The organism is Leucobacter aridicollis (genome assembly GCF_024399335.1).
Classification (GTDB): domain Bacteria; phylum Actinomycetota; class Actinomycetes; order Actinomycetales; family Microbacteriaceae; genus Leucobacter; species Leucobacter aridicollis_A.
Genome location: NZ_CP075339.1, coordinates 1764912 through 1791406 on the forward strand (window position 1 = coordinate 1764912; position 26495 = coordinate 1791406).

General features: G+C 64.3%; 24 protein-coding genes and 4 tRNA genes. 7 read left to right on the forward strand and 21 right to left on the reverse strand.

Annotated features, from left to right (window positions below):
• Positions 1-2 precede the first annotated feature (2 nt).
• The 16 genes from KI794_RS07920 to KI794_RS07995 form a co-directional block, all read right to left on the reverse strand.
• Positions 3-848: an ABC transporter ATP-binding protein gene (locus tag KI794_RS07920; RefSeq protein ID WP_255809700.1), complete on the reverse strand. Its 846-nt coding sequence runs from the start codon at positions 846-848 to the stop codon at positions 3-5.
• Positions 849-860: 12 nt separating this feature from the next.
• Positions 861-2714, reverse strand: a complete 1854-nt coding sequence (gene dnaG, locus KI794_RS07925; protein ID WP_255809701.1) for a DNA primase — start codon at positions 2712-2714, stop codon at positions 861-863.
• A gap of 255 nt (positions 2715-2969) precedes the next feature.
• Positions 2970-4232, reverse strand: a complete 1263-nt coding sequence (locus tag KI794_RS07930) for a deoxyguanosinetriphosphate triphosphohydrolase (RefSeq protein ID WP_255809702.1) — start codon at positions 4230-4232, stop codon at positions 2970-2972.
• A complete protein-coding gene (dusB, locus tag KI794_RS07935) occupies positions 4225-5412 on the reverse strand; it encodes a tRNA dihydrouridine synthase DusB (protein WP_119283807.1) in 1188 nt (395 codons plus the stop codon). Before dusB ends, KI794_RS07930 begins: the two co-directional genes overlap by 8 nt.
• Positions 5413-5450: 38 nt before the next feature.
• Entirely contained in the window at positions 5451-6236 is a 786-nt protein-coding gene (locus tag KI794_RS07940; RefSeq protein ID WP_119283808.1) for an isoprenyl transferase, read from the reverse strand.
• A gap of 9 nt (positions 6237-6245) precedes the next feature.
• The gene (gene recO, locus KI794_RS07945) at positions 6246-6968 is read right to left on the reverse strand and encodes a DNA repair protein RecO (protein WP_119283809.1); all 723 of its coding nucleotides are present in this window, start codon (positions 6966-6968) and stop codon (positions 6246-6248) included.
• A gap of 190 nt (positions 6969-7158) precedes the next feature.
• Positions 7159-7752, reverse strand: coding sequence for a crossover junction endodeoxyribonuclease RuvC (ruvC, locus tag KI794_RS07950; protein WP_119283810.1), 594 nt, complete (start codon positions 7750-7752; stop codon positions 7159-7161).
• Between the two features lie 2 nt (positions 7753-7754).
• Positions 7755-8519 (reverse strand): YebC/PmpR family DNA-binding transcriptional regulator, encoded by a 765-nt coding sequence (locus KI794_RS07955; RefSeq protein ID WP_119283811.1) that lies wholly within the window; start codon positions 8517-8519, stop codon positions 7755-7757.
• Positions 8520-8585: 66 nt separating this feature from the next.
• The gene (locus KI794_RS07960) at positions 8586-9152 is read right to left on the reverse strand and encodes an HIT family protein (protein WP_119283812.1); all 567 of its coding nucleotides are present in this window, start codon (positions 9150-9152) and stop codon (positions 8586-8588) included.
• Positions 9153-9170: 18 nt separating this feature from the next.
• Positions 9171-11138, reverse strand: a complete 1968-nt coding sequence (thrS, locus tag KI794_RS07965; protein WP_119283813.1) for a threonine--tRNA ligase — start codon at positions 11136-11138, stop codon at positions 9171-9173.
• Between the two features lie 99 nt (positions 11139-11237).
• Entirely contained in the window at positions 11238-11960 is a 723-nt protein-coding gene (locus KI794_RS07970; protein ID WP_119283814.1) for a PspA/IM30 family protein, read from the reverse strand.
• 108 nt (positions 11961-12068) lie between these two features.
• Positions 12069-14048 carry a TPM domain-containing protein gene (locus tag KI794_RS07975; RefSeq protein ID WP_119283815.1) on the reverse strand — a complete coding sequence of 660 codons (1980 nt, stop codon included), beginning with the start codon at positions 14046-14048 and terminating at the stop codon, positions 12069-12071.
• Positions 14049-14293: 245 nt separating this feature from the next.
• A complete protein-coding gene (locus tag KI794_RS07980) occupies positions 14294-14575 on the reverse strand; it encodes a hypothetical protein (protein ID WP_119283816.1) in 282 nt (93 codons plus the stop codon).
• Positions 14576-14686: 111 nt separating this feature from the next.
• Positions 14687-14758: transfer RNA gene (locus KI794_RS07985), tRNA-Val, on the reverse strand.
• A 25-nt stretch (positions 14759-14783) separates the two neighbouring features.
• A tRNA-Cys gene (locus tag KI794_RS07990) sits at positions 14784-14857 on the reverse strand.
• Between the two features lie 48 nt (positions 14858-14905).
• Positions 14906-14978, reverse strand: a tRNA-Gly gene (locus tag KI794_RS07995).
• Positions 14979-15134: 156 nt separating this feature from the next.
• Between KI794_RS07995 and KI794_RS08000 the strand changes: the two genes are divergently transcribed.
• The 3 genes from KI794_RS08000 (at position 15135) to KI794_RS08010 (ending at position 17388) form a co-directional block, all read left to right on the forward strand.
• Positions 15135-16157: a hypothetical protein gene (locus KI794_RS08000; RefSeq protein WP_255809705.1), complete on the forward strand. Its 1023-nt coding sequence runs from the start codon at positions 15135-15137 to the stop codon at positions 16155-16157.
• Positions 16158-16267: 110 nt separating this feature from the next.
• Positions 16268-16340 (forward strand) — tRNA-Val (locus tag KI794_RS08005).
• 109 nt (positions 16341-16449) lie between these two features.
• The gene (locus KI794_RS08010) at positions 16450-17388 is read left to right on the forward strand and encodes a threonine/serine dehydratase (RefSeq protein ID WP_119283818.1); all 939 of its coding nucleotides are present in this window, start codon (positions 16450-16452) and stop codon (positions 17386-17388) included.
• A gap of 98 nt (positions 17389-17486) precedes the next feature.
• Here KI794_RS08010 and KI794_RS08015 read toward each other — a convergent pair whose 3' ends face one another.
• Positions 17487-17759: an Rv0909 family putative TA system antitoxin gene (locus KI794_RS08015; RefSeq protein ID WP_119284286.1), complete on the reverse strand. Its 273-nt coding sequence runs from the start codon at positions 17757-17759 to the stop codon at positions 17487-17489.
• A 253-nt stretch (positions 17760-18012) separates the two neighbouring features.
• On the opposite strand from KI794_RS08015, the gene mgtE reads away from it, so the two are divergent.
• The gene (mgtE, locus tag KI794_RS08020) at positions 18013-19365 is read left to right on the forward strand and encodes a magnesium transporter (protein WP_119283819.1); all 1353 of its coding nucleotides are present in this window, start codon (positions 18013-18015) and stop codon (positions 19363-19365) included.
• On the opposite strand, the gene KI794_RS08025 is transcribed toward mgtE, so the two are convergent.
• Positions 19362-20030 carry a TetR/AcrR family transcriptional regulator gene (locus tag KI794_RS08025; protein WP_119283820.1) on the reverse strand — a complete coding sequence of 223 codons (669 nt, stop codon included), beginning with the start codon at positions 20028-20030 and terminating at the stop codon, positions 19362-19364. The genes mgtE and KI794_RS08025 overlap by 4 nt on opposite strands.
• A 145-nt stretch (positions 20031-20175) precedes the next feature.
• Between KI794_RS08025 and KI794_RS08030 the strand changes: the two genes are divergently transcribed.
• A complete protein-coding gene (locus KI794_RS08030; protein WP_255809706.1) occupies positions 20176-21630 on the forward strand; it encodes an MDR family MFS transporter in 1455 nt (484 codons plus the stop codon).
• A 5-nt stretch (positions 21631-21635) separates the two neighbouring features.
• Here KI794_RS08030 and KI794_RS08035 read toward each other — a convergent pair whose 3' ends face one another.
• The 3 genes from KI794_RS08035 to KI794_RS08045 are packed head-to-tail and all read right to left on the reverse strand — an operon-like array spanning position 21636 to position 24527.
• A complete protein-coding gene (locus tag KI794_RS08035; protein ID WP_255809707.1) occupies positions 21636-22238 on the reverse strand; it encodes a type II toxin-antitoxin system PemK/MazF family toxin in 603 nt (200 codons plus the stop codon).
• Between the two features lie 2 nt (positions 22239-22240).
• On the reverse strand, positions 22241-23305 hold the full coding sequence (gene zapE, locus KI794_RS08040) for a cell division protein ZapE (RefSeq protein WP_255809708.1): 1065 nt from the start codon (positions 23303-23305) through the stop codon (positions 22241-22243).
• Between the two features lie 10 nt (positions 23306-23315).
• Entirely contained in the window at positions 23316-24527 is a 1212-nt protein-coding gene (locus KI794_RS08045; protein ID WP_255809709.1) for an alpha/beta hydrolase family protein, read from the reverse strand.
• An 87-nt stretch (positions 24528-24614) separates the two neighbouring features.
• Here KI794_RS08045 and KI794_RS08050 point away from each other — a divergent pair, with 87 nt between their 5' ends.
• Both KI794_RS08050 and KI794_RS08055 read left to right on the forward strand, forming a co-directional pair.
• Positions 24615-25235 carry a DUF3000 domain-containing protein gene (locus KI794_RS08050; protein ID WP_255809710.1) on the forward strand — a complete coding sequence of 207 codons (621 nt, stop codon included), beginning with the start codon at positions 24615-24617 and terminating at the stop codon, positions 25233-25235.
• Positions 25232-26398, forward strand: coding sequence for an HRDC domain-containing protein (locus KI794_RS08055; RefSeq protein WP_255809711.1), 1167 nt, complete (start codon positions 25232-25234; stop codon positions 26396-26398). The genes KI794_RS08050 and KI794_RS08055 overlap by 4 nt, the downstream gene beginning before the upstream one ends.
• Positions 26399-26495 lie beyond the last annotated feature (97 nt).

Sequence of the window (26495 nt, forward strand, 5' to 3'; positions counted from 1 at the left end):
GTCTACTCCTCGGCGATCTCGTCGTACGCCGTCGATCGGAGGGCCTCCGCGAGCTTGCGAACATACTCGTGCTCAGTGCGCCTGAAGATTGAGTTGATCTCACCGCGGCCGACAATTCGGCCTTGCTGCAGCACAATAACTTCTTCCGCGAGCGCCTCGAGCATGCCGATATCGTGACTGACGAGCACCATCGAGGCGCCTGTGCGCTTTCGGTACCACTTCAACAGGTCAACGATCTTAGGCCTATTGTTCGCATCGACCCCGAGGGTTGGCTCGTCAACGACGAGTACAGTCGGGTCGAGCATCAGTGAGCGCATCACCGCTACGCGCTGACGTTGACCCTTTGAAAGCTCGTAGGGGTACTCCTGGAGCTTCGCGAGTGGCAGCGCAACGATGTCCATCATCTCAGCGACGACTTCCCCGAGCGGTTCACGGTCGAAGCTTCGAACACGTTCCTGAATCGGCTCGAACAACACGTCGCCTACGTTGAGCTCGGGAGTGAGGGTCGCTCCCGCGTCCTGCGACAGGTGACCGACATACGCTGTCAGCCGGGAGCGTGAACGCCGCGACAGGCGCTCCAACGGCATGCCAAGGGCGGTGCCGACGCCGCCAGCTGACTTAATTCGCGCATTCTTGTCGCCCTCGGTGCCTCGCCCTGCGAGGTAGCGGGTAAGTGTCGACTTTCCCGAACCGCTTTCTCCGAGCACGGCTAGCACTCCCCCACGTGGCAACTCGACGCTGACGCCTTCAACAGCTTGGAAGGCGCGCCCGCCAGCGTGTGCTGGATACCTCAGTGAGAGATCCGAAGCGAACAGGACTGGGTCTGCATCGAGGTTTGGATGTGCCACACGCTCACCTTACTAGTCGTGGCGCAGGCCACGCCGCGCATTCTCCAGCGCGGCGAGTTGTTCCTGCACGCGACGGGAGGCTTCGCTCGAGGAGTCGCCGATACGTTGCAGGCGCGCGAGCAACTCCTGCTTCAACGAGACGAGGTCGCGGTCGAGCAGTGAGATGACGACCTCACGTGCGTACTCAGGCAGGAGCGCTGGATCACGCTGTGGCATCGAGGCGACCGCGAGTTCGCGCACGAGGCCCTGATGTGTCGGTGGTGCCGCAGCGAGCACCGCCTCTACCCAGGCCCCGCCGTTGAGGCTCGGCAGCGCCGCGCTGAGCGCGTCTCTGACGACGCGCAGTTGCGGCTCGGTGACCTGCGCGGTGACAGCCTGCGAGAGCAGCTCAGATCCGACCGCAGGGCCCTGCTGGATCATCGCCATAAGCGCATCGCGCTCGAGCCACACGGCTGGTGTCGAACGCAACGTGTTGAGCGAGATCGCCGGGCGGGCCGGCCCGGGTTCAGCGGCGTGGTTTGGACCCGCGTACTCAGGCTCGGTGGGTGCCTGCCGGTGCGCGTTCTTCACCGCATGCTGCACCTCGGTGAGATCGAGGCCGAGCATTCGCGCAAGCTCGCGGGTATATCCAGGTCGCATTCCCGGATCCTTAATGCCGGCGACGATCGGGGCGGCCTGCCGGAGCGCGGACACCCTGCCCTCGACTGAGTTCAAGTCGTACCGACTGATCGCCTGCTTGAGCGCGAACTCGAACAGCGGTACCTTCTTGCTGAAAAGCTCCCGGACGGCGTCGTCGCCGCGGTGGAGCCTGAGGTCGGCCGGGTCGTAGCCGTCCGGCGCGACCGCGGCGTACGTCTGCGCGGTGAAGCGCTGCTCCTCGCCGAACGCGCGCAGCGCGGCCTTCTGGCCTGCCTCGTCTGGGTCGAAGGTGAAGATCACCTCGGCCGCGGAGTCGTCACCCATCACGCGGCGGAGCATCGAAATGTGCTCCTTACCGAAGGCGGTGCCGCAGGTGGCGACGGCGTCGTCGACGCCCGCGAGGTGGCATGCCATGACATCCGTGTAGCCCTCGACGATCACGGCGCGCCCGCCGCGGGAGATCGCCTTTTTCGCCAGGTCGAGCCCGTAGAGAACCCGCGACTTGTGGTAAACCGGTGTCTCTGGGGTGTTCAGGTACTTTGGCCCGTTGTCGTCCTCGTAGAGCTTCCTGGCGCCGAATCCGAGCGTCTGCCCACTCGTGTCACGAATCGGCCAGACGATGCGGCCGCGGAAGCGATCGTAGACCCCGCGTTGCCCCTCGGAGACGAGACCGGCCTGCACGAGTTCCTGCGGCGTGTAGCCAAGCTGCCGGAGGTGGCCCGTGAGGGCGTCCCACCCCCGCGGGGCGTAGCCGACGGCGAACTGCTCCCATGACGCCGAAGCAAAACCGCGCTGTTCGAGGAAGCCGCGGGCGGTCTGGGCCTCCTCCCCCATAAGCTGATCGCGGTAGAAGTCGCTCGCCGCCTGGTTAGCAGCGAGCAGCCGCGCCTTGTTCGGCCCGTCTTCGCGACGCTCGTAGCCCTCCTCATAGGTGAGCACATAGTTCGTGCGGGCCGCAAGCCGTTCGACTGCCTCCGCGAACGAGAGGTGGTCCATCTTCTGCACGAAGCTGATCGAGTCGCCCGACTCGCCGCAGCCGAAACAATGGAAGTAACCGAGGGCCGGGCGCACGTGGAAGCTCGGACTGCGCTCGTCGTGGAACGGACAGAGCCCCTTCATCGAGTCGATGCCAGCGTTCTTCAGTGCGACGTAATCCCCAACGAGGTCGGCGATGTTTGTGCGGCGCTTCACTTCCTCAACATCGCTTGCTTTGATCCGACCCGCCATAGGGGCCATTCTAGTCTTTGCGGGGCGCCGGCGACGGCAGCTCGCTCAGGGCGCACCGGCCTCAGCGGTCGTAGCGATGCCGTGGGTGCAGCGCTGCACGCGCGCAGGGTCTGGGATCGACGATGTGTATGCCGCAGCGCGGCGGAAGCTGCATTAGCTCGGCAGATCACAGGCGGTGCGAGCGAGCACCCGCAGCTCTACCAGCCGGCACGGTGGCGCCGGAGCCGCTGGCGGACACACGCGATGCGTGTGTCTCTATACCAGCGGCACCTCACACAGCCGGCGGTGCCAGGCGATTGCAGACTGGTCAGTGAGCGACGCCACCTGGTCCACGATCACGCGCTTTGCTGCTGCCTCGTCGGCGGCCGCCGCGAAGTCTGCCTGGAACGCGGGTTCGAGATCGCGATCCTGACCCTCCCACAGGGTTTCGAGGAGCTCGGCGAGGAGCGCGCGCTGCCTCCGGTAAGTTGGCTGCCTGCGGCCACTCGCCATCACGAACGCCGCGACGATGCCCTTGAGCACCGCGATCTCGGCATGGATCTCCTTCGGCACCACGAGGGATGCGCCATAGCGGGCAAGCGGAGCCCCGCCGGCCGACTCCCGTGTCGCTGCGATGGCGGAGCGCGCGAAGTGCCCGATCATGTCGCTCGTGAAGTTCTTGAGCTGCGCCTGGTGCCTGCGCGATCCGTCCCACCGCGTTAGCCAGGTCGGCGTCGCCGAGATCCTGTCGTAGGCCGCCGAGAGCTCGTCGTGCGTGAACGAGCCGTCGGCCCAACTCGCGACGTCGGCAATGAGCGAGTCATGCCCCGAACGCGAGGTAAGGATCAGCGGATCAATGTGGTCGCTCACGATCGCGTCTTCAAAGTCGTGCACGGAATACGCGATGTCGTCTGACAGGTCCATCGTCTGAGCTTCTGCGCACTTGACCCTGTCGGGCGCGCCCTCGCGCATCCAGTGGAACACCGGGGCATCGTCGGGGTAGTACCCGAACTTGCCGCTGCCCGAGGGAGCCTCCGAGAGTGCCCACGGGTACTTGCAGCTCGCGTCGAGCGTCGCCCGCGTGAGGTTCAGGCCGGCGCTCTCACCCGAGTCGTCGAAACGCTTCGCTTCGAGCCGCGTCAGGATCCTGAGCGTTTGCGCATTGCCCTCAAACCCGCCGGCATCGCTCGCCCACTCGGCGAGCGCCCGTTCTCCGTTGTGACCGAACGGCGGATGGCCGAGGTCGTGGGTGAGGCATGCCGCGTCGACGACGTCGCGGTCGAGACCAAGCGACGCGGCGAGCTCGCGACCAATCTGCGCGACCTCGAGCGAGTGCGTGAGGCGGTTTCTCGCGAAGTCGATGCCCGCGGTCGGGCTGAGCACCTGGGTTTTCGCGGCAAGCTTGCGCAGGCCAGAGGAATGAATGACGCGTGCCCGATCGCGTTCGAAATCGCTGCGCGCGCCGCTGTGCGTCTCGGGCACGAACCGCTCGATGTCGGCCGCACCGTACTCCCCGCGCGCGGGCTCCAGGCTAGCCACCCGAGTCGTCCCGCTCCGCTTCGGCGAGCTCCGCGAAGTCAATGTGCGCGCTGTCGCGTGAATCGAGCCAGCCGTCGGGGAGCTTGGGCTGCTTCGGGCTCCCAGCCCGCCCGCGCTGTCCCTCCGCGCCAACGCCGGGGTACGGCAGGGAGCGGTCCATCGTCTCGTAAATCTCGTCGAGGTGCTCGAGCGACTCGACCATTGCGAGCGCTCGGCGGGTGTCGCCGCCGACACCGTAGCCCTTGAAATACCAGGCGACGTGCTTGCGGATGTCGCGGCAGGCGCGCGCCTCCTCCCCGTCGAAAAACTCGATGAGCAGCTCGGTGTGGCGGCGCATCGCGTCCATCACGAATCCGAGGCCCGGCCTTGCGATGGCGGCGTTCGCCTCATCCCATGTGAGCTCGCCCTGTTCCGCCTTGAACGCGGCGGCCAGGTCGCCGAACAGCCACGGACGCCCCAGGCACCCGCGCCCGACGACGACGCCGTCACAGCCAGTCTCCCGAACCATACGGATCGCATCGTCAGCCGCCCAAATGTCCCCGTTGCCGAGGATCGGCACGCTCGTGATGGCCTGCTTGAGCTCAGCGATCGCCGCCCAGTCTGCCGTCCCCGAGTAGAACTCGTTCGCGGTGCGCCCGTGGAGGGCAATGGCAGCGACGCCGGCGGCCTCGGCTGAGCGCGCGGCGTCGAGAAAGGTGAGGTGATCCGCATCGATCCCTTTGCGCATCTTCACCGTGAGCGGAATATCGCCGGCGGCCTTCACGGCGCCGTCGACGATCGCGCTAAACAGGTCGGCCTTCCACGGCAGGGCGGCCCCGCCGCCCTTGCGCGTGACCTTCGGCACCGGGCAGCCAAAATTCAGGTCGATGTGGTCCGCGAGATCCTGATCAACGAGGAACCGGACGGCCTCGGACACAGTCTTCGGGTCGACGCCGTACAGCTGGATGGAGCGGGGAGTTTCGCTCTCGTGGTGCTTGATGAGCCGGAGTGATCCCGGGGTGCGTTCGACGAGCGCGCGGCTCGTGATCATCTCGCTGACATAGAGCCCCGCGCCGTACTCTCGGCAGAGCCTGCGAAACGCGGTGTTGGTGATTCCGGCCATCGGCGCGAGGATGACTGGGACGTCGAGCTCGAGGGGGCCGATACGCAGGCGGGAGCCTGGAAGCGTTGAGATAGTCATGACTGCTCTATTGTCGCAGATCACGCCGACTCTCGGCGCTAGCGCGACTTTGGCTTGTCGACCGCGCCGCCGAAGCGCCTATCGCGGTCATGGAAGATCTCGATAGCCTCCCACAGGTCCCGCCGTGAGAAGTCTGGCCACAGCTGGTCGAGAAACACCATCTCGGCGTAGGCCGACTGCCAGAGCATGAAGTTACTCGTGCGCTGCTCCCCCGAGCTGCGAACAAAAAGGTCGACGTTCGGCAACTCTGGCACGTAGAGGTGCTTCTCGATGACGCGCTCTGAGATTCCGTTCGGGGAGAGCCTGCCGTCGGCAACTTCCGTGGCGATGCGCTTCACGGCGTCGGTGATCTCGGTGCGTCCGCCGTAGTTCACGCACATCGTCAGCGTGAGGCCGGTGTTGTGCGCTGTGTAGGTCTCGGCGAGCTTGAGCTCCTTAATCACCGACCCCCAGAGCCGCGGCCGACGTCCGGCCCAGCGCATGCGCACGTTCCAAGCGCTGAGCTGCTCGCGCCGTCGCCGCAGCACGTCGCGGTTGAAGCCCATGAGGAACCGAACCTCGTCGGGCGAGCGTCGCCAGTTCTCGGTCGAGAACGCGTACACGCTGAGGTGCGTCACCCCGGCCTGGATCGCCCCGGCGACGACGTCGAGCAGCACCTGTTCGCCCATCCGGTGGCCCTCGACGCGCGGCAGGCCACGTTGGTTCGCCCACCGCCCGTTGCCGTCCATTACTATCGCGACGTGTTTGGGGGCCGGGCCCCGAAACTTCGGTGGCTGTTCCCCGGTCCAGTCAACGGGAACCAGGGTCTCGGGAGCAATAGCCATGCACCGATTCTAGGCGCGTGGCACTGAGAACGAACGTAGGCCACGCTCAAGATGCCACTGGGTGTATGCCGCCGCAATCCCGGCGGCCTGCCCGCGCTCACGCTCTCCGCTCGCGACGGCCGTGTCCCAGTCGCCCGCGAGTAGCGCGCGGAGCAGATCGATACTCACCTGGTCAAGGCGCGGCGAGCCTGCCGGCCGGCAGTTCTCGCAGGCGACACCGCCGAGCTGTACCGCGACTGCGGTGTGAGGGCCGGGTGCGCCGCAGCGCACGCACTCATCAAAGCCGGGCGTCCAGCCCGCGGCGGCCATGGCGCGCAGCAGGTAGCCGTCACGGACGAGTTCCGGGGGAATCTTGCCCGCGGCGAGGGTGCGCAGAGCGCCAACGAGGAGCCTAAACAGCTCGGGCGAGGGCCCGCCCTCAGCGAGCCGCTCGGCGGTCTCGGCCATCACGCTACCGGCCCGATACCTGTCGTAGTCCGCGGTGATCGCGGGCCCGTACGAGCCGAGGGTGACTGCCTGAGTGATCGTGTCGAGTGTACGACCCTCGTAGCACTGAACGTCGGCGACCATGAACGGCTCAAGTCTGGCGCCGAACTTTGACGAAGTCCTGCGCACGCCCTTCGCGACAGCCCTGAGTACGCCACGCTTGCTCGTGAGGAGGGTGACGATGCGGTCAGCCTCCCCGAGCTTGTGCGTGCGGAGCACGACACCCTGTTCGCGATAGAGGGGCACCCCACCATTATGGCGCGTCGGGCTTGGGATCGTCTCTTTCCCCGCAGTGGCTCCGCCATCCAACCCCGTCAATAGATCTGGGATCTGCGCGAGCAATCCCGGGCCGGTCAGGAACCGGCATACGAATTGCCGATCTGCAGTTCTGCGGAAGGTGCGTAGCGCTGCGGGCTGGACGCCGGGGCGCGGCAAGCTAGGCGCGCGGGCCGCTCCTGCGCCGGCCGCCCTTCGCCTCAGCTTCGCGCCAGGCTCGCTGCGCTGGGGTCTCTCCCATCGGTGCAGCACTTGCCCGTTGCCGGTCTGGTGCTCCCCCTCGACCAAGGTGCCAGGCATGGACGATTGCGAGGGCGAGCGCGTCGGCAGCGTCGGCGGGCTTGGGTGGAGCGGCGAGCCCAAGCAGCCGTGTCACCATATTCGTCACCTGCGCCTTGTCGGCGGCGCCGTAACCGGTCACCGAGGCCTTCACCTCGTTTGGGGTGTACATCGCGACAGGGATGCCGCGCTGCTGCGCGAGAAACATCACGATGCCCGAGATCTGGGCGACGCCCATCACGCTCGGTAGGTTCTGCTGAGCGAACACCCGCTCGATAGCTATGGCATCGGGGCGGTCGCCGTCGAGCAGTCGTTCGAGGGCTGAGCCCAGCTGGTGGAGCCGCACAGGCAGCTCGGCCCCAGCTGGGCTCGTCAATACCTCGACGTGTTCGAACGTCAGTTTCCGGGATCCTTCGGAGCTCACGACGCCCACGCCGAGCCTCGTGAGCCCCGGGTCAATCCCGATGACGCGCACGGTTACTCGTCGTTGGCGAGTTCCGCCTGGACCTCGTCGGTCAGGTCGAAGTTCGCGTAGACGTTCTGCACGTCGTCGCTGTCTTCGAGGGCGTCGATGATGCGGAACACCTTGCGGGCGGTTTCAGCATCAATCTCAACCTTGAGGTTCGGCACGAACTCTGCCTCGGCGGAATCGTAGTCAATGCCAGCGTCGACGAGTGCACCGCGGGCGGCGGTGAGATCAGTCGCCTCAGTAATCACCTCGAACGCCTCGCCGTTCGGAGTCGGCTTGACCTCCTCGGCACCTGCCTCGAGTACTGCCATGAGCACGTCATCTTCAGTGGTGCCCTCGGCGGGCACCGTGATGACGCCCTTGCGCTCGAAGTTGTAGGCAACCGAGCCTGGATCGGCGAGCGTCGCGCCATTGCGGCTCAGGGCTGTGCGAACCTCGGCTGCGGCGCGGTTCTTGTTATCGGTGAGGCACTCGACCATCAGAGCAACGCCGTTCGGGCCATAGGCTTCGTACATCGTCGTGAAGTACTCCACGGATTCGCCAGTGAGTCCGGCGCCGCGCTTGATCGCACGGTCGATGTTATCGCCGGGAACAGAATTCTTCTTCGCCTTGTGCACCGCCTCAGAGAGGGCTGGGTTTCCGGCGAGGTCGGGCCCGCCGATGCGCGCGGCGACCTCGATCACCTTGATGTACTTGGCAAACGCCTTCGCGCGCCGCGAGTCGAGAATTGCCTTCTTGTGCTTAGTGGTTGCCCACTTGGAGTGTCCGGCCACGGGTGCTCCTGCTTTCTTACGTGTGTGTCTGCTGCGATCCGAATGTTGGGGCGACGAGGCCCCACGCTAGGCGTCGGGTGGGTCTGCCCAGGCTGCCGCGATCAGGTCGCGGACCTCGCCGAGTAGCTGTGGCATCGCTTTCGTCTGCCCAATGATTGGGAAGAAGTTCGCGTCAGATGCCCACCGCGGCACGATGTGCTGATGGAGGTGGGCGGCAACACCGGCGCCAGCGATCTCGCCCTGGTTCATGCCGAGGTTGAACCCAGCACAGTTCAGCGCGCGGCGCGCTGCGCGCATTCCGGCCTGGGTCAGTGCACCGATCTCAGCGACCTCTTCTGCGGTCGCGTCGTCGTACCCAGCCACGTGGCGGTACGGGCACACAAGCATGTGCCCGCTGTTGTACGGGAATAGGTTGAGCAGCACGTACGCTGTCTTCCCGCGGTGCACGATGAGCGATGAAGCGTCGTCGTGTCGCGGAGCCTCGCAGAACGGGCAGTCTGTGTGATCTGCCTGGTGGTGATCTGCGACATACGCCATGCGGTGAGGCACCCAGAGGCGCTGCAGCGGGTTCGGCGTGCCGACCGTGCCGCGCTCCCCTGGGCCCTCAGCTTGGGTTTCCTCAGTTCCACTCATGGTTCTCGCGCCTACCAGCTACTCCGACCAGGCCGTCGAGACCTGCTCGTGACTCTCGATCGCTGCGAGAATGCGAGCGATAGCGTCGTCGACAGGGACGCCATTGAGCTGCGTGCCGTCGCGGAACCGGAAGCTGACTGCGCCCGCCGCGCGATCCTCCTCGCCAGCGATGAGCTGGAACGGTACCTTCATCTTCGTGTGGGTTCGGATCTTCTTCGGCATGCGGTCGTCTGAGTGATCGACGTGGGCGCGAACGCCCTCGGCCCGGAGCCGCGCGAAGATCTCCTCGAGGTAGTCGCCGTATTCGGCGGCGACGGGAATGCCGACGACCTGTTCGGGGGCGAGCCACACTGGGAACGCGCCCGCGTAGTGCTCGAGCAGGATCGCGAAGAACCGCTCGATCGATCCGAGAAGTGCGCGGTGGATCATGACCGGCTGCTTGCGCGTGCCGTCTGCAGCGGCGTATTCGAGTTCGAAAAGCTCGGGCTGGTTGAAGTCGAGCTGCACCGTCGACAGCTGCCATGTGCGGCCGATCGCGTCGCGGGCCTGCACAGAGATTTTCGGCCCGTAGAAGGCGGCGCCGCCTGGATCCGCTACAAGCTCGAGACCAGACTCCTCGCCAACCTCGCGCAGCGTCTGCTCGGCGTCTGCCCACTGCTCGTCGGTGCCGACTGACTTCTCGGGATCACGCGTCGACAGCTCGAGGTAGAAGTCGTCGAGACCGTACGCGCGGAGCGTCGCGAACACGAACTCGAGCTGGCGCTTGAGCTCGTCCTTGACCTGCTCGTCAGTGACATAGATGTGCGCGTCGTCCTGAGTGAGGCCGCGCACGCGGGTGAGACCCGAGAGGGTGCCCGACTTCTCATACCGGTACACCGTGCCGAACTCAGCGAGCCGAAGCGGAAGCTCACGGTAGCTGCGAGCCCGAGCCCGGAAAATGAGGTTGTGGAACGGGCAGTTCATGGGCTTCAGGTAGTAGTCCTGGCCCTGCTTGGTGACGTTGCCCTCGTCGTCGACGACCTCGTCGAGGTGCATCGCCGGGAACATGCCCTCTTTGTACCAGTTGAGGTGCTGGCTCGTCTCGAACAGCGTGCCCTTTGTGATGTGGGGGCTGTTGACGACCTCGTAGCCGTTCTTCACGAGCTCGGAGCTCATGAACTTCTCGATCTCGTGGCGAATAATGCCGCCCTTGGGGTGGAACACCGCAAGGCCTGAGCCGATCTCGTCGGGGAAGGAGAAGAGGTCGAGTTCGACACCGAGCTTGCGGTGGTCGCGCTTCGCTGCCTCTTCAAGGCGAGTCTGGTAGGCCCGCAGCTCGTCTTTCGTCGGCCACGCGGTCCCGTAGACACGCTGCAGCATCGGGTTCGCCTCGCTGCCACGCCAGTACGCACCACTCGAACGCATGAGCGCCCAACCGTTTCCGATCATCTTCGTGTTCGGCAGGTGCGGCCCGCGGCAGAGGTCCTTCCACTGCGTCTCGCCAGTCTTTGGGTCAACATTGTCGTAGATGGTGAGCTCGGCGCCCCCGACCTCGACGCTTTCGTTGTCGGAACCCGCGTCGGCGCCACCCTTGAGCCCGATGAGCTCAAGCTTGTACGGCTCGTTCGCAAGCTCCGCTCGTGCCTCGTCCTCGCTCACGACCCGACGCACGAAGCGCTGGCCTTGCTTCACGATCTTCTGCATCTCTTTCTCGAGAGCCTTGAGATCCTCAGGGGTGAACGCCTCGGCTGAGTCGAAGTCGTAGTAGAAGCCGTCGGTGATTGGCGGCCCGATCCCGAGCTTCGTCTCTGGGTTCACGCGCTGCACAGCCTGCGCGAGCACGTGAGCGGCCGAATGTCGGAGAATGCTCAGCCCGTCTTCGGAGTCGATCGTGACGGGTTCCACTGTGTCGGTATCTGTGACCTCCGCCGCGAGATCGCGAAGTTCGCCATTGACGCGCATAGCGACAATAGACCGGTCGGTGAACAGTGAAAAGCCGTCGGCCACTGCGATTCCCTTCGGAGACAAGATAAATACTCCGTAATTCTATCGGGTCGCAGCGGCCGACGGCTCACTCGAACGGCGGGTTGCCCCGCACAGTGCAGACTATGCGCCGGCGTTGCCCTGCTTCAGCGCCTGCAGTCGCTCGTCAACCTCGCTCAGTGCGCCGAGATCGTCGAGCTCGTTGAACTGCGCGTCGAGTGTCGACGCAGCGAGCTCAGCCTGTCCACGCACCATTGCCTCCTGGCGCTTCACCTTTTCTTCGAAGCGGCCAAGCTCGCTCGTCGGATCCAGAACGTCGAGGTTCTTCACAGCGTCCTGCACTTGCGACTGCGCCTCTGCAACCTTGCCGCGCGAGACGAGCTCGTCGCGCTTCGCCTGCAGCTGCACGAGCTTCTCACGCATGGTCTGGAGGCCGGCTTTCAGCTGGTCGACAACCTGCTGCTGAGCGGCGACGCTCGGCTCTGATGTCGAGATCTCCTTCTCGAATGAGATCTGCTTCGACAGCGCGACGCGTGCGAGGTTGTCAAACTTGTCAGCGCCTGCGGTGTCGCCCGACGCGCGGAGCGTCTCTGCCTGGTTCGACGCGGCCGCCGCCTTCGTACCCCACTCTGCAACGGCCTTGCGGTCCTCCTCAAGGTCTGATTCCATGAGGCGCAGATTGCCAATCGTCTGAGCGACAGAGCTTTCAGCATCGGCAATGCTGTTCTTGTAGTCGCGCTCCATCTGGTTGAGCATCTTCTCTGGGTCTTCGGCGGAGTCGAGAAGTGCGTTGATGTTTGCCTTGGCGAGCTGTGCAATACGGCCAAGGATGGATTGCTTTGCCATGTTGGCTTCCTTTCCTGTGTTCCACCGAATCAGCTCGGAGGAGGTCTGTCAGCGGCGCCGGGCGGAGCCGCAAATCTTTGAGCTTGTGTGCGTGTGAACTTCCGGCGGCTAGAACCGGCCTCCACCGCCGCGTCGACCGCCGCCACCGCCGCCGATCGACCCGCCGCCGTTCCACCCTCCGGTGAACCCGCCGTTCGAGCCGCTCCAGCCCCCACTCGAATGGCCTCCTCCTCCGCCTCCGCTCAGGAGACCGCCGAGGATGCCGCCGAGCACGGCTCCGCCGAAGCTGCCGTTCGATCCGCCTCCGCCGTAGCCGCCCCCAGACCCACCGCCCCACCCGGAGACGTCGTTCACCGCGAGCTGATACGCAGCGCGAGCGTATTGTGTCGCTTGTTGCGCCGCCTGGTACGACTTCATCGGATCCTGCTCCGCGTACTGTTCGGCGAGTTGCAACTGGCGCTTGGCCTCCGCGAGCCTGGTCCGTGCCTGCGAACCGATCGCGCCGCGACGGGTTTCAATGAACTGCTCGGCTGCGAGCACCTCGGCTCGCGCGGGGACGAGTGCTTCGTCTCGGGCTGCTACGGCTCGGCGCAGCCGCTCCGAGTTTTCCCTGGCTGCACCGATAGCCGCGTCGATTTCAACGTTGGCTGCCGCGGCGGCTGCCAGAGCTGCGACGGGGTCGCCCTGCGTACCGCGCGCCAGGAGTTGACTCACCCGTTCAGCGGCCTGGGTAAGCGCCAGCCTGTCGGCCTCGCTCGCGGAGCTGACAAGCTGCGAAACTACTTGCAGGTCACCCTGCAGGTCAGCTGCAGCAGCCTCAAACTGGCTCGCGCTCTCGGCGAGCTCGCCCGCGAGCACGTCGGGGGACTCAGCAAGGGTGCGTGCTTGATCAAGCGCAGCCTCACCCGCGCGGAGCGAGACAGCGGCCGCCGAACGTTCGCCAGAGTTCAGCTCGTTCGTTGCGGCAGCAATGACTTCGCTCACGAACTGAAGCCGTGCATCGGCCTCGTTCAGGTTCGCCTCGAGTTGGCCAGCGATTGTCGGCGCGTAGCTTGCCGCAAGCGCAGCGGCCCGCTCCCGCCCGCCGGTGAGTGCCGCCCTCACGGCGGGAAGCTCTGCAGTGAGCTGCTCAAGCACCTCTGGTGCGCGCTGCTCGACCTCGCGAAGACGCGAGAAGGAGTCCGTGTGTGAATCGAGCGACTCCTTCGCTCCAGAGCACCTCTCGATGATCTCGGTAAGCCAGGCCCGTCGATCTTCGTCGGAATCAGGGATGTTGTCGTCGAGGAGCTGCCTGCGTGCAAACGCTGCCCGGAGCTGCTCTTTCGCCTCGGCGATCGCTGCTGCGAACGGCTTCGCAGCCTCAGCCCCGAACTGCGCCTCCGCGAAGCCGAGCTCCTGTTCACTGCTTCGGAGGTCGTCATCGACTCGAATCAAAAGCGCGCTCGCTTGTGAATCTAGCTCCTCAAGTGTGAGCTCTACTTCGCCCGCTGCGGACTCCCGCTCACGCTCCCGTTTGCGCTTGCGTGACAACGCGACACCGGCCGCGACGCCACCCGCAACGACAACGCCTCCAATCACGGCAACGGCAATGCCGGTGCCGTTTGAGGTCGGGTTGAGTACAGCTTCTTCGATTCCGGTGAGCGTCGCTCCGACAACCCCCGTCCAATCGCTGCTCTTGAGCGCCGGGCGCACGTAATCGTTTGAAAGCTTCTCGTACTGTGCGTCAGTCATGAGCGCCTGCGGGGCGTTCAGGTCGTACAGGCGATCCTCGACAGCGATGCTCAGCAATACAGCGTCGTCGCCGAGAAAGTTCTTCTCAGCGGTCGCCGCACCCCATGCTTCTGGGTCGGCGGGCGAATCAAACGTGTCGACGTAGACGACAAACAGCTGCACGCCGTGCTCAGTCGCAAACTCTCGCACGTCATCTTCGAGTGCCGACACGCTCGAACCGAGCACTCCGTCGCTCGTTCCGTCGATGATGTACTTTCCACCAAACGAAGGCGGCGGGGTAGCTGAGGCAGCTGCCGGGGCGAACAGCGCCAGACCCGCTAGGGCAGCAAGGCCAAGCATCGTTACGATCCGCTTCATTCACGATCCTCCGTCTGCAACGGCTGCGCGGGTACTCCAACGCGTGCCCGATACGCACAGTTTAGAAGTGCGGGACACCTGGCGCTAGTAGCAGCTATGAGTTCGACATGAAGCCGAGGCGAGGGCTGCCCGGCACTGTATCCACAGTGGCGACAGACGGGAATGGAACTCCTTCGCCTGGAGCGTTCGCGGCATGCCTTCTGCCTGAAGAGGCCGGCAGTGATGCGGGGCTGCGATGTAGGCCGTTAGGCGGGAACGGTTTGCAGGTGAAGCATCGCCCACCCCTCCGGAACCAGTGCGGTGAGTTCCTCCACCGAGGCAGCGGTGATCTCCTGGTGAGTGTCGCGGCGGTGATATGTGCCGAGTGCAGAGATCTGCCCGCCCGTTTTGCCCATGCGCACGGGCGCCTTTACGAGGTCGAACCCGGGTGGGCATCTGTCTGTCAGCTGTGCGTGTACTTCTTCAAGTGACGTTCCTGCCACTTCAAGTTCAATCGTCTCAATGAGTCTGATCGTGGCGCGAAGCATGTAGTTAGCGTAGCGAGTTCTCCGAGCGAAGTGCTTGCGCTCCGCCGGCACCGCTGCAGATCAGCATCACGCAAAACAAAAACCCCCGGCAGGAACCGGGGGTCTTATCTGTGCGCGATACTGGGATCGAACCAGTGACCTCTTCCGTGTCAGGGAAGCGCGCTACCGCTGCGCCAATCGCGCCTTCTGTAAGGCTATTCAATTGTGGTGGAGGTGGCGACGGGATTCGAACCCGTGTATACGGCTTTGCAGGCCGCTGCCTCGCCTCTCGGCCACGCCACCGTAAGTGTTTTGCCACCAAAAGCGGCCGAGATTGCTCTCGGCCACCAGAGCGGATGACGAGATTCGAACTCGCGACCCCAACCTTGGCAAGGTTGTGCGCTACCAGCTGCGCCACATCCGCATTTTCGCCGCCGTGCTTGGCGACGTGTATAACTTTATACAGCTCGGGGTCCGCACGCAAATTCGGCCCTGCTCGCCGGGCGCGTCGCGCTTTCGTTACCCGTTGGAAACGTTGTTATCAGGCGGTTTTCCGACTTCTCTAGCTACGATTGCCCCTATGGCAGGAACTGTTGGAAAGCGCGTCGCGCAGGGGGTTGCGGTCGCACTTGTTGTCGCTGTTGCTGCTGGCGGACTCGTTGCGTACTCATATCGCGGTGAGATTCGCGACCACTTCCTCGCGGCATCTTTCGAGCCGACGCCGCGCATTGACCAAATACGCGGTGAGATTGAGCTCAGTGGCACCGGCGAACGTGTCTTTCTTGCATCGCAGCCGACAATCGGGGGCCGCGACGAGTTCAACGAGTGGTGTGCGGGAGTCGACCACACCGAGGAGGGTCACGTCCTCGGCTGTTTTGCGGAGCGGCGAATCCGCCTCTTTGAGGTCACCGACAACCGCCTCACTGGGGTCGTCGAAACGACAGCCGCTCACGAACTTCTGCACGCGGCGTGGTCGCGCATGAGCCAGGACGAGCGTGCTGCCCTCACCGAGACCCTCATCGCTGAGTACGATGAGCGGGCAGCGACGGACACGGACTTCGAGCAGCGAATGAGTGTCTACGAGAGCCTCTCACGCTCAGCGTTTGCGAATGAGCTCCATTCAGTGTTTGGCACGGAGGTTCGTGATCTTTCCCCTACCCTCGAAGAGCACTACGCGAGGTGGTTTGAGGATCGGTCGGTGATTGTCGACTGGTACGACGGTTACCACAGCGTGTTCGTCGAGTTGAAAGCCGAGGCTGAGCGGTTGAGCGCCGAGCTTGAGTCACTTCGCTCGGACATCGAAGACCGCAGTGCAACGTACGACATTGCCGTTCAGCAGTTCAATGCTGACGCGGCTGAGTTCCGAGAGCGGAATGAACGCTACGAGTTTTCTGGCAACAAGGAGCTTTTCGACTCTCTCCGCGGCGAGCTTCTTGCCCGCCAGGAGGGCCTTGACGCAGTGCGCCGGGAGATCCAGGCCGATACCGATCGGTTTAACGCGCTTCGTGAGGAGCTCGTAAAACTCAACGACGTGAGCGTTGAGCTCAATGATGTGCTTGACAGCACGTTCACTCCCCCAGCGAGCCCCGTGGAGCAGGCGTAGACCGCGGCTCGCTGGCCACTGCTCACCGCGGCTCGCCCCGTGAGCAACGCAATGTGCATCGAGGGCGGCAAATGTGTATGCTTGACGAGTTGCCGCAGGAGATGCGGTGAGGGCGTTTGGCGCAGTTGGTAGCGCGCTTCCTTCACACGGAAGAGGTCGTCAGTTCGAGTCTGGCATCGCCCACAAGTGAAAGCCTCCGGTACGCCGGAGGCTTTTTGCGTGCGCCCCTGAAGCGGCGACTTTGTAGACTGGGTCGCGACGAATCACGCCGCGCTGCACGCAAAGGAGCACAATGATCACTCGAGCCGATGTTGAGGCCGCTCAGGCGCGGATCGCCGGGCTCACGCGGCGCACTCCCCTTGTCGCAGCTGAGCCCGTTGGCGGCGAGAAACTGTGGATCAAGGCCGAGTATATGCAGCACTGCGGAGTCTTCAAGACTCGTGGCGCGTTCAACCGTCAGCTTGCCGCCAGAGAGCGAGGGGAGCTCGACCCGGCAGTTGGCATCGTCGCGGCGTCAGGCGGCAACGCCGGCCTCGCGAACGCGTTCGCCGCGACACGGCTCGGGGTGCCTGCCACGGTTTTTGTACCCGAAAATGCGCCAAGCGTGAAGGTTGAGAGGCTGCGCTCATACGGCGCCACTGTCGTGCAAGCGGGAACCGAGTACGCGGAAGCGTACGAGGCCGCGCAGGATCGCGTAGAGAATACTGGCGCGCTGTTCTGTCACGCCTACGACCAGCCAGACATTGTGGCGGGTGCCGGCGTCATCGGTCTTGAGGTGCTCTCCGAGTTGCCGGACGTTGACACAATTGTCGTCGCCGTTGGCGGTGGTGGGCTATACGCAGGCATTGAGGCGGCTGTCGCCGAGGCTGACGTTCGCATCGTTGCGGTTGAACCCGTCGCGGTTCCGACCCTCCATGCAGCGCTCGCCGCCGGCGGGCCCGTCGATGTTTCCGTGTCTGGCGTCGCGGCTGACTCCCTTGGCGCGCGCAGGATCGGCGAACACGGTTGGGCGGCTGCCACTTCGAGGCGCCCACGCAGCGTACTTGTCGAGGAGGAAGCGATTCTGGAGGCCCGACAGCATCTCTGGTCTGAGTACAGGATGCCTACTGAGCCGGGGGCTGCGGCAGCGTACGCAGCGCTCTTGGCGGGTGCATACATTCCAGCCGCTGACGAGCGCGTTGTCGTGATTGCGTGCGGCGCGAACACTGACCTCGCGACGCTGGCTCAGTAGCCTACGCAACAACGACCTCGCCGCTCCCGCAGCAGGGAACGGCGAGGCCGTGTGGTTCGCTTGGAAGGACCGAGTTACCGGTCCCCCATCAGTGCGTGTTACTTCTCGTTACCGAATGAGTCGTCGAGCTTCTGCTTGATCTCGTCAACCTTGTCGGCGTGCTGGCCTCCGGTGACCTTGTTCGCGAAGTCGGCGAGCGAGCCGAGCACCTTGTCACTCACTTCCTCTGCCTTGTCGCTCTGGAGCGCTTCCTTCACCTTGTCGGCGTTCTCACCAATGAACTCCTTGGCTTTGCCAGCGCCCTCGGTGACGAAGTCCTTTGCTTTTGCCGCTGCGTCGGCTGCCTGCTTGCCCAAATCTTCATTCGCCATGAGTGAATAGTCCTTCCCAAATGAGGCGTCGAGCACCCCGACGCGTTGATTGCATTATGCACTGCGACATTGCCCTTCAACAAGGATCAATATGTGACCGCCGAGTGAAGAGTTTGTGCGACCGCCGATCGTATGCGGATGCGGATCCGTGGTCGCGCCCGGAACGAGGCGCTCTGATAGCGTTAAGGCGCTCGATCGCGCCGCCTGTGGCGCCGGAGCCACGACCGCCCCCTGGGGCGAAAGGGGCAGGACAGTGCATCAGACGGCCGACCAGCGAGAGCTCGAAACCCGCATCATTAGGCTCCTCGCTGAGGAAGACTTGAAACAGCTCGGCCACGAGCTTGAAGGTGTGTCTTCAGACGACGCTGTGCTGATCCTCGAACGCCTTGGCGCAAAGCAGCGCGCCGTGGTGTTCAGGCTGCTCCACAAGGACGAGGCACTCGATGTGTTCGAAGCGCTCGACCCGAGCGTCCAAAGCGATCTCATGCGAGGTCTACGTGATGCCGAGGTCGCTGAGATTTTCGAGGGACTTGACCCAGACGACCGTGTCTGGCTTCTCGACGAGCTTCCTGCAACACTCGCCCCCAAACTTCTCCACGGACTGTCGGAGCGTGAGCGGCGCCTGACCTCCGTCGTCCTCGGTTACCCGCAAGACTCGGTCGGGCGGCGCATGACTCCCGAGTACGTCACGACACGCATGGACTACACAGTCGACGAGACGCTCACGCGCCTCCGAGACCGGATAGCCGACGCTGAGACAATCTATTTGCTGCCAGTCCTCGATGACGCAAGGCACATCGCCGGGGTCGTCAGCTTGCGCGATCTCATCGCAGCTAGGCCCGATGAGATCATCGCTTCGATCATGAGTGAGGCGCAGAGCATCGAAGCGACCGAAGACGCCGAGCGGGCTGCTCGAAAGCTCACCGAGGCGGGCTTCGTTGCGCTCCCTGTCGTAGATCGCGAGCGACGCCTCGTCGGCCTTTTGACTTTCGATGATGCAATGCGAATCATCGAGCACGAGGAAAGTGAGGACGCTGCGCGACAGGGTGGCGTTGAACCACTTCGGCGTCCGTACTTCACCACGCCGATCATGCAACTCGTGCGGTCGCGCGTGGTCTGGCTACTAGTGCTCGCCGTTGGGGCGACACTCACCGTCCAGGTGCTCGACGTGTTCGAAGACACACTCGCCGAGGTGACAGTGCTCGCGCTGTTCGTTCCACTCCTCATCGGCACCGGCGGAAACACTGGAAACCAGGCGGCGACGACAGTGACCCGCGCACTCGCGCTTGGCGACGTGCGAGCGCGGGACCTCGCGAAGGTGCTCGGGCGCGAGGCTCGCGTTGGCCTCATGCTCGGCCTGCTTCTCGGTTCGCTTGGGTTCGTCCTTGCGGGGCTCGTCTACAGCTGGCAGATCGGTGCGGTTATCGGACTCACACTCATCGCGATTTGCACTGTCGCAGCGACAATTGGCGGGATCATGCCGCTCATAGCTCGGTGGGTGAAGGTTGACCCAGCAGTCTTCTCGAACCCGTTTATCTCGACATTCGTTGATGCGAGCGGACTCATCATCTACTTCCTCATCGCGCGGGCTATTCTCGGGCTCTAGCCGTCTCGAGGCCCTTTCGCGCTGGCAGCGTCAGCTGGAAGTGCAGCGATGGCGATGTCGCGAAACAGTGCTCGCACCGCTGCATGGCTCTGGGCAGGAGTCTCGGTTGCGTCGGTGCCTGCTTGGCTACTCCACCGGATCCACCCATTTCGCCAGATCGTGACGCCGATGTCTGCAACCAGTTCAATCGCCGCGGGATTCTCCCCCGGAAGCTGGAGCCCGATCCTGTCTCGAAGCATGTCGGCGATCACGCGGTCCTGAGAGACTGCGTACGCCCTGATCGCAGGGTCGTTCGCGATCAGGAGCGCGACGCGGCGATGCTCCGCGAGATCAGGCTCCCCCTCCCCCACGAGCACGACGTCGCCGAGGGCATCGATAGCGGCAAGAGCATCGCCAAGGCTTGTGACTGTGAGCGGGTGTGTCGCCACCGCCGCGAGGTAGCGACTATGCCCGGAAAGCACGGCCTCCTCTTTGCAGCCGAAGTGTCGGAAGAAGCTGCGCCTTGAGATTTCTGCGGCAGCGCTGATCTGTGCAACAGTGACCGCACCCATCCCGTACCGCTCTGCGAGGTCGAGAGCTGCGAGGTGTACGCGGGTGCGAAGCTCACGCGCGCGGCGCTGCCGCACACCCTCGTCCGGCTCTGGCTCGGGTTCGGCTGCGTGCACACTGGCTCCTCGAAATTCTTCATGTGTGGGCGTGTGAGCCCCGCAAAATCTATCGTGCAACACACGGACTCGCAAAATTGTGGCACTGTGTGCCACAATCTACTGTCGGCCGAACGTCGCCGGCCAGAAAGCGATTCCCGCACACGTGCCTCCTCAGAACACCGCCAGCGTCCCGCTGCCGCCAACTCCGACCCCCGCCCGCACTGTCACCGCCGTCATTGCAATGCTTGCAGCCTCGGCCTTCGTTATGATCCTCAATGAGACAGTGCTGAGCGTCGCACTGCCGCCCCTCATGACTGAATTCGGCGTCGGCGCGACGACAATCCAGTGGCTCACCACTGGGTTTCTCCTCACCATGGCCGTCGTCATTCCGACCACAGGCTACCTGCTCAGCAGGTTCACAATTCGGACGCTTTTCATCGTCGCGCTCACACTGTTTCTTCTCGGCACGAGCCTCGCCGCCATCGCGCCAAGCTTTGGCGTGATGCTTGCCGCTCGCGTCGTGCAGGCCGGCGGTACCGCAATCGTGATGCCACTACTTATGACGACGACGCTCACGCTCGTGCCGCCCCAGCACCGCGGGTCAGTCATGGGACTGAACTCAATTGTCATCTCAGTCGGCCCCGCCATTGGCCCCACACTGTCGGGAGTCGTTATCGAGGCGCTTGGATGGCGCTGGGTGTTCGGGCTCATGGTGCCGATCGCACTTGTCGCGCTGATCGTCGGGGCGATTCTCGTGCCACGGCTCGGTGGTGGCGGGCGCGCTCCACTCGACGCGCTATCAGTGCTCCTGTCGCTCCTGGGCTTTGGCGGCATCGTGACCGCTGTGTCGTCAGCGTCCGATCTCGCACACGGCTCCCTCGTGCCGCCAATGGCGCTCGCGGTCGGAGTCATTTCACTCGTCGTGTTCACGATCAGGCAAAAGCGTCTGCAATCTACAGGCAAGGGGCCGCTACTCGATCTTCGTCCGTTCAAGGAGCGCAACTTTAGGCTCTCGGTGACGGTGCTGACAGTTTCATTCGGAGTGATGCTCGGTACCGTTGTTGTCCTGCCGATCTATGCACAGTCGGGCCTCGGCCTCACCGTGCTCGCGACTGGTCTGATCATGCTTCCCGGCGGGATCACACAAGGCGTTCTCGCGCCTGTGGTTGGCAGACTCTACGACATGCTCGGGCCGAAGCCGCTCGTCATTCCGGGTGTGCTCATCATCTGTGGATCGCAATGGTGGCTGAGTACGATCGGGCCTGGCACAGCGACGAGCAAGCTTGTTGCGATGCATATGACGTTCTCGGCAGGCATGGCACTTGTGCAAACGCCGATGATGACCCACGCGATGAGTTCGCTCCCATTGCCGCTCTATGGGCACGGAAGCGCGATCCTCAACACGCTGCAGCAGCTCGCTGGCGCGGCGGGAACCGCCGCGCTGATCGGCGCGCTCGCGATCGGAGCCTCGCTGTCAGACCAAGACGGCCCAGCCGCCCAGGTAGCTGGCGCCAAGATCGCGTTCGCGGTCGGCGGATCACTCGTGCTCATAGCTGTGATCTGTGCGCCGTTCGTCACCCGGCACGCACGGCCGGCCGAAGCGTCGACTCTGAGCTAAAGCCGCTAACTGAGGCCGTGAAAATCAAGCACGCCACGCACGGCGGCAGTGAAGCGATCCTTTGGGATCGTGGCGCCCTCGCGGCGCATGCCGTCGTGCGTGACACGCAGGATGCGTTCAGGTGAGACGAAGCTCTCACGCCCCTGCGAGTCCCATGCGCCGCTGCCGATGGAGATGAAGTCCCGGTGGTACTTCGAGCTGACGTAACAACCGAAGACCGTCGTGGCATCGATCCGGCCGATGATGAGCACAGGCCTATCCTTGCCGCGGCCGTCATTCTCAACGTATGGAACCCATGTCCATACGATCTCGCCGGGATCAGGATCGCCGTCCATACTCGGCGAGTACTCAAGCCTCGCACCGGCGAGTTCGCCAGGCGCAACATCGCGAGTCGCGCCCGGACCGAACTGGCCCGGACTTTCTGCGTACTCGCCGGCTGAGCCTTGCTTCTGCTGAGGCCTGTGTTGTGGTTGCTGCTTGGCCTCTTGCCGGGGCTGCTGCTGCGACTTTGGCTTCAGTGTCGCCTGTGGCCTCGTACCCTGTTTGTCCAGCCCGAGGATGCGTCGGAGCGCAACTCCGATCTGGTACCAAATGTTGTCGCTCGCCATGGCTAGTCGAGTTCGTGGGAGGTAAGGGCGTTGAGGCGGGACTGGCAGCGCTGGTACTTCTTCCGGTAGCCGCCATCAATCATGCCGCCGCCGAAGATCTCGGTGAGTGGCAGCCCGGTTGCACGGATAGGAATCTGTGCATCGTAGACGCGGTCGATGAACGCGACGAACCTGAGCGCCGCGGACTGATCGGTGAGCTCGTGGACTCCACGAAGCCCAATGGTCTGAACGCCCTCAATGAGGCCAATGTAGCTCGACGGGTGGACAGTCGCGAGGTGAGCGATGAGCTCGTCAAACCCGTCGTCGGTCATGCGGACGCCAGAGGCTGCGACGTCAGCGAGAGCAAACTTGTACGCCTCGTCGGTGAGGGCGACCGCTGCCCCCTCGAGGTCGCGCTGGCGGTAGTCCACGCCGTCGATCCTGATCGTCGTGAAGCGATCGGACATCGCCTGAATCTCGCGCATGAAGTCAGCAGCTGCGAAGCGCCCTTCGCCGAGCGCGTTTGGCGGCGTATTGGAGGTCGCGATGAACTTCGAACCGGTCTTCGTCAGGTCGCCGATGAGGCGGGTCATCAGCATGGTGTCGCCCGGGTCGTCAAGCTCGAACTCATCAATGCAGATCAGCTGGGCGCCCTGCAGCACACTGACCGCGCCGGCGTAGCCCAGCGCGCCGACAAGCGCGGTGTACTCGATGAACGTGCCGAAATACTTTCGGCCCTGTTGCGCGTGCCAGCTCGCCGCGAGCAAGTGGGTCTTGCCGACACCGAAGCCGCCATCAAGGTATACGCCGGGCTTTGCTGCCGCCGTTGGCGCGGGTTCAGTTCTCTTTTTCCCGAATCCAAAGAAGCCGCCCTTTGCGGAGGCGCCACTTCCACGCGGAGAAACGAATGCACGCAACAGGTCGCGTGCCTCTGCCTGAGACGCATAATTCTCATCGGGCACGTACGAGTCGAAACTCGCGGTCGCAAACTGCGGAGGGGGCGTAAGTGTGGCGACAAGTTCAGTCCCCGAGATCCGTGGGTTCCGGTCAACGAGGCTTGCGAAACTGTGCGAGTGCGTAGCAGACATCCGCAATAGTCTACTGCCCTCGCCACCCCGGTTTGGGTAGCCCAGCAACGAAGCGCAGAACGGTGCCCTCCCAGAGCTCGGGGTCGACGTTCCAGAGACGAACGTGACCAGCGCCGGGAATGCTGACGAGCTCCACAAGATCCGGGCGGGCGTCTGCGATTGCACGGGCACCGTGCCACGGCACGAACCGATCGTCGGGGCTTGCGAGGATCAGCGTTGGGACGTCAAGCGACCTCGCGAGTTCCTCCGGAGCAAGCGCAGCGAAGTCGATCCCGTCTTCCTCACCTGACGAAACAGTGCCGCGTGCGAGCAGCATCATGCCCGCTGTCGCGATCCAGCCAGGCAGCCCTGCCTCGCTTGCTTTGTCTCGGAGAATGCCTGCCCAGTCAGCGCCCGGAGACTCAAGCACGAGTCCGTCGATGACCGCGCGGTGCGAGCCGTTGGCAACTGAGACTAGCGACGCGGTTCCGCCCATCGACCATCCCATAAGCGTCACACGTTCGGCGCCGCGTGAGCGCGCCTCAGCAATTGCCGCGTCGACGTCGCGGCTCTCACTGAGCCCCATGCCGTATCGACCGTTAAGCCCTGCGGGCTGGCCCAGGTCGTTCCGGTAGGTCACGATGAGGCTCGTGATTCCCGCGCGTGCAAATGGCTCTATCCCTCTGAAGGCCTCGGCCGGGGACGCCCCGCGCCCGTGCACGTGCACTGCCCACCGCTTCTTCCGTGGGCGCCGCGGGTGCACAATCCACGCATCCATCGGCCCAAGCTCCGTGTCGTATCTGATGGGTTCGACGCGGTATCCAAGTTCGGCCGGGTCGGTGTACCACCAGCCGACCATCCTGCCAGTGCACCCGGCGACAAGGGCTCCGTTGTCCACAGCAACCACGGGCCGAAGCACGTCGGCGCCGTTTCGAGCAAGCACGGGGCCGAGCCGCGCGTGGCCTGTCGGTGCGGCGCCGATCCCCTCTCCAGGCACAGTTCCGGGCGCATCGAAAAGCAGCGAGTGCTGACCGCGGGCGCCAGCCCCCTCGCCACTGATCCACACTCGCGGCTCGTCGCCGGTCAGCACTGTGCGAACTGTGACGGGGCGCTCAAGCCCGCGATCGACTAGTACCGAGCGCCTCCCGAGATAGGCTGCCAATCCAGCCGCCGTGCCGACGACGCCTCCGGCGAGTCCAACGGCGGCGGCTCCGGCAAGGGCAATTGACTGCGACGTCTTCATGTCGACTCCATCCCTGAGTGGGCGTGTATTTGGGCGGCCCCGGCGTGGCAGCCAGGCGGGGCCCACGGAGAACTCTAGTCTTCGGGTGTGTCAACACCCTCAACGGCAGCGCCAGCCGTCTTTGTGAACGCAGCGAGCGTGCTGCGTGGCGCAACGCTGCGTCAGGATCTTGTCGTGCGCGAGATACCACCGCCTGAACGCATCGCCCCGCATTCGGTCGCGTTCGCCGCAGGCGTGCGTGAAGGAGTTGGCCCAGACCCAGAATCAGTGCTCGACTCGCCCGCCGGAGCAGGCCGATTCGTGCTGATGCACGATCCGAGCTCGGCCGCGGAATGGGGCGGTGAATTTCGGATTGTCTGTTACGCACAAGCTCCCCTCGAGCTTGAGATAGGCGTCGACCCGTTCATCTCAGACGTCGCGTGGTCGTGGCTCAGCGATGCGCTTGACTCCCGCTCGGCTCGATACACTTATATTTCGGGCACCGCCACGAAAGTGCTCTCGAGTAGCTTCGGAGCGCTCGAGTCCCGTGGAGACGGCGCCCAGATCGAGTTGCGCGCCTCCTGGACCCTGCTCGGTGACGACTTCGCTTCGCACCTCGAAGCATGGTCTGAATTACTTTGCCTCCTCGCGGGGCTTCCGAACGAAGAAGGGGTCGCGTCGCTCACGCAGCACCGCGTTAGAGCGCAACGCTCGGCAAACAACATATGACATCTGCAGCATGGTCAATGGTCACCGACGATGCGGAACTTCGGCGCGCGAGCGCCCTGATCGCTGAGGGGACCGGACCGTTTGGTGTCGATACCGAGCGCGCCTCGGGCTTCAAGTACAGCAATCGGGCATACCTCGTCCAAGTATTTCGGCGCGGCGCGGGGACTTTTCTCTTCGACCCTGTCGCCATCACCGACTTTGCCCCGCTCGCCGCGGCGTTAACTGGCGACGAGTGGGTGCTGCACGCCGCAGATCAGGATCTCCCGAGCCTCGCGGAGATCGGCCTTGTGCCTGAGCGGCTGTTCGACACCGAACTCTCGTCCCGTCTCCTTGGGCTTCAGCGTGTTGGGCTCGGCGCGGTCACTCAGGAGCTATTGGGCATTGAGCTAGCGAAGGCACACTCCGCCGCCGACTGGTCGACGCGCCCGCTCCCCGAGCCGTGGCTCGAGTACGCGGCCCTCGACGTGGCGCTGCTCCCCGATCTTCGCGACGCCGTGCTCGCTCGGCTCGTGGACGCGGGGAAGGTCGAGTTCGCCGAACAAGAGTTCGAGGCAGTCCGCACGCGCCCGCCCAAGCCGAAGGCCGCGGAGCCCTGGCGCAAGCTGTCCGGCGGCAACCGCCTCCGCTCCCCGAGACAGCTCGCGATGGCGCGCGAGCTGTGGACTGCGCGCGATGACTTCGCGCGGAGCACAGACGTCGCACCCGGACGGCTGCTCCCCGACGCCTCGATCATTGCCGCAGTATCAGCGAATCCACGCTCTGCTGGCGAGCTCGCCTCGCTCAAGACCTTCCGTGGCCGGGCGAGCCGCTCCGAGCTCGATCGGTGGTGGAAGGCGATCCTCCGCGGCAAGACGACCGAGAACCTGCCAGGCCCGAAGACACGGGAGCCAGGGTCGATCCCGAGCCATCGCGGTTGGGCGCAGCGCCATCCGGAGGCCGCTGACCGCCTGACCGAGTTGCGGGCAGTGGTGACAGCGGAGGCGGAGCGGCAGCACATGCCGCCGGAGAACCTCATCTCCCCCGCTCTCGTGCGCGAGCTCGCCTGGCAGCCGCCCGCTGATCCATCGCCCGAGGGCGTCGCGAACCGCCTCGCTGACCTCGGCGCGCGTCCGTGGCAGCTTGCACTTGTGGCACCAATTCTCTCAACCGTTTTTGTAGACTAGCGATAGTTTTTTGGCTCGAGTGTCGGCGACGCTCGGGCGATCCACGCACCAGGCCTGCAGCTTTCGGCGCACCTTCGTAGGATGAGAGCATCCAACA

Excerpts from the sequence above, each read along its gene's own strand:
- zapE (WP_255809708.1), bottom strand. The coding sequence starts at position 23,305 with ATGTCTGCTACGCACTCGCACAGTTTCGCAAGCCTCGTTGACCGGAAC.
- KI794_RS08055 (WP_255809711.1), top strand. The coding sequence starts at position 25,232 with ATGACATCTGCAGCATGGTCAATGGTCACCGACGATGCGGAACTTCGG.
- KI794_RS08035 (WP_255809707.1), bottom strand. The coding sequence starts at position 22,238 with ATGGCGAGCGACAACATTTGGTACCAGATCGGAGTTGCGCTCCGACGC.
- KI794_RS07970 (WP_119283814.1), bottom strand. The coding sequence starts at position 11,960 with ATGGCAAAGCAATCCATCCTTGGCCGTATTGCACAGCTCGCCAAGGCA.
- KI794_RS07940 (WP_119283808.1), bottom strand. The coding sequence starts at position 6,236 with ATGGCTATTGCTCCCGAGACCCTGGTTCCCGTTGACTGGACCGGGGAA.
- KI794_RS08010 (WP_119283818.1), top strand. The coding sequence starts at position 16,450 with ATGATCACTCGAGCCGATGTTGAGGCCGCTCAGGCGCGGATCGCCGGG.
- KI794_RS08000 (WP_255809705.1), top strand. The coding sequence starts at position 15,135 with ATGGCAGGAACTGTTGGAAAGCGCGTCGCGCAGGGGGTTGCGGTCGCA.
- KI794_RS07960 (WP_119283812.1), bottom strand. The coding sequence starts at position 9,152 with ATGAGTGGAACTGAGGAAACCCAAGCTGAGGGCCCAGGGGAGCGCGGC.
- dusB (WP_119283807.1), bottom strand. The coding sequence starts at position 5,412 with ATGACTATCTCAACGCTTCCAGGCTCCCGCCTGCGTATCGGCCCCCTC.
- KI794_RS08015 (WP_119284286.1), bottom strand. The coding sequence starts at position 17,759 with ATGGCGAATGAAGATTTGGGCAAGCAGGCAGCCGACGCAGCGGCAAAA.
- KI794_RS08045 (WP_255809709.1), bottom strand. The coding sequence starts at position 24,527 with ATGAAGACGTCGCAGTCAATTGCCCTTGCCGGAGCCGCCGCCGTTGGA.
- KI794_RS07980 (WP_119283816.1), bottom strand. The coding sequence starts at position 14,575 with ATGCTTCGCGCCACGATCAGACTCATTGAGACGATTGAACTTGAAGTG.
- KI794_RS07975 (WP_119283815.1), bottom strand. The coding sequence starts at position 14,048 with ATGAAGCGGATCGTAACGATGCTTGGCCTTGCTGCCCTAGCGGGTCTG.
- dnaG (WP_255809701.1), bottom strand. The coding sequence starts at position 2,714 with ATGGCGGGTCGGATCAAAGCAAGCGATGTTGAGGAAGTGAAGCGCCGC.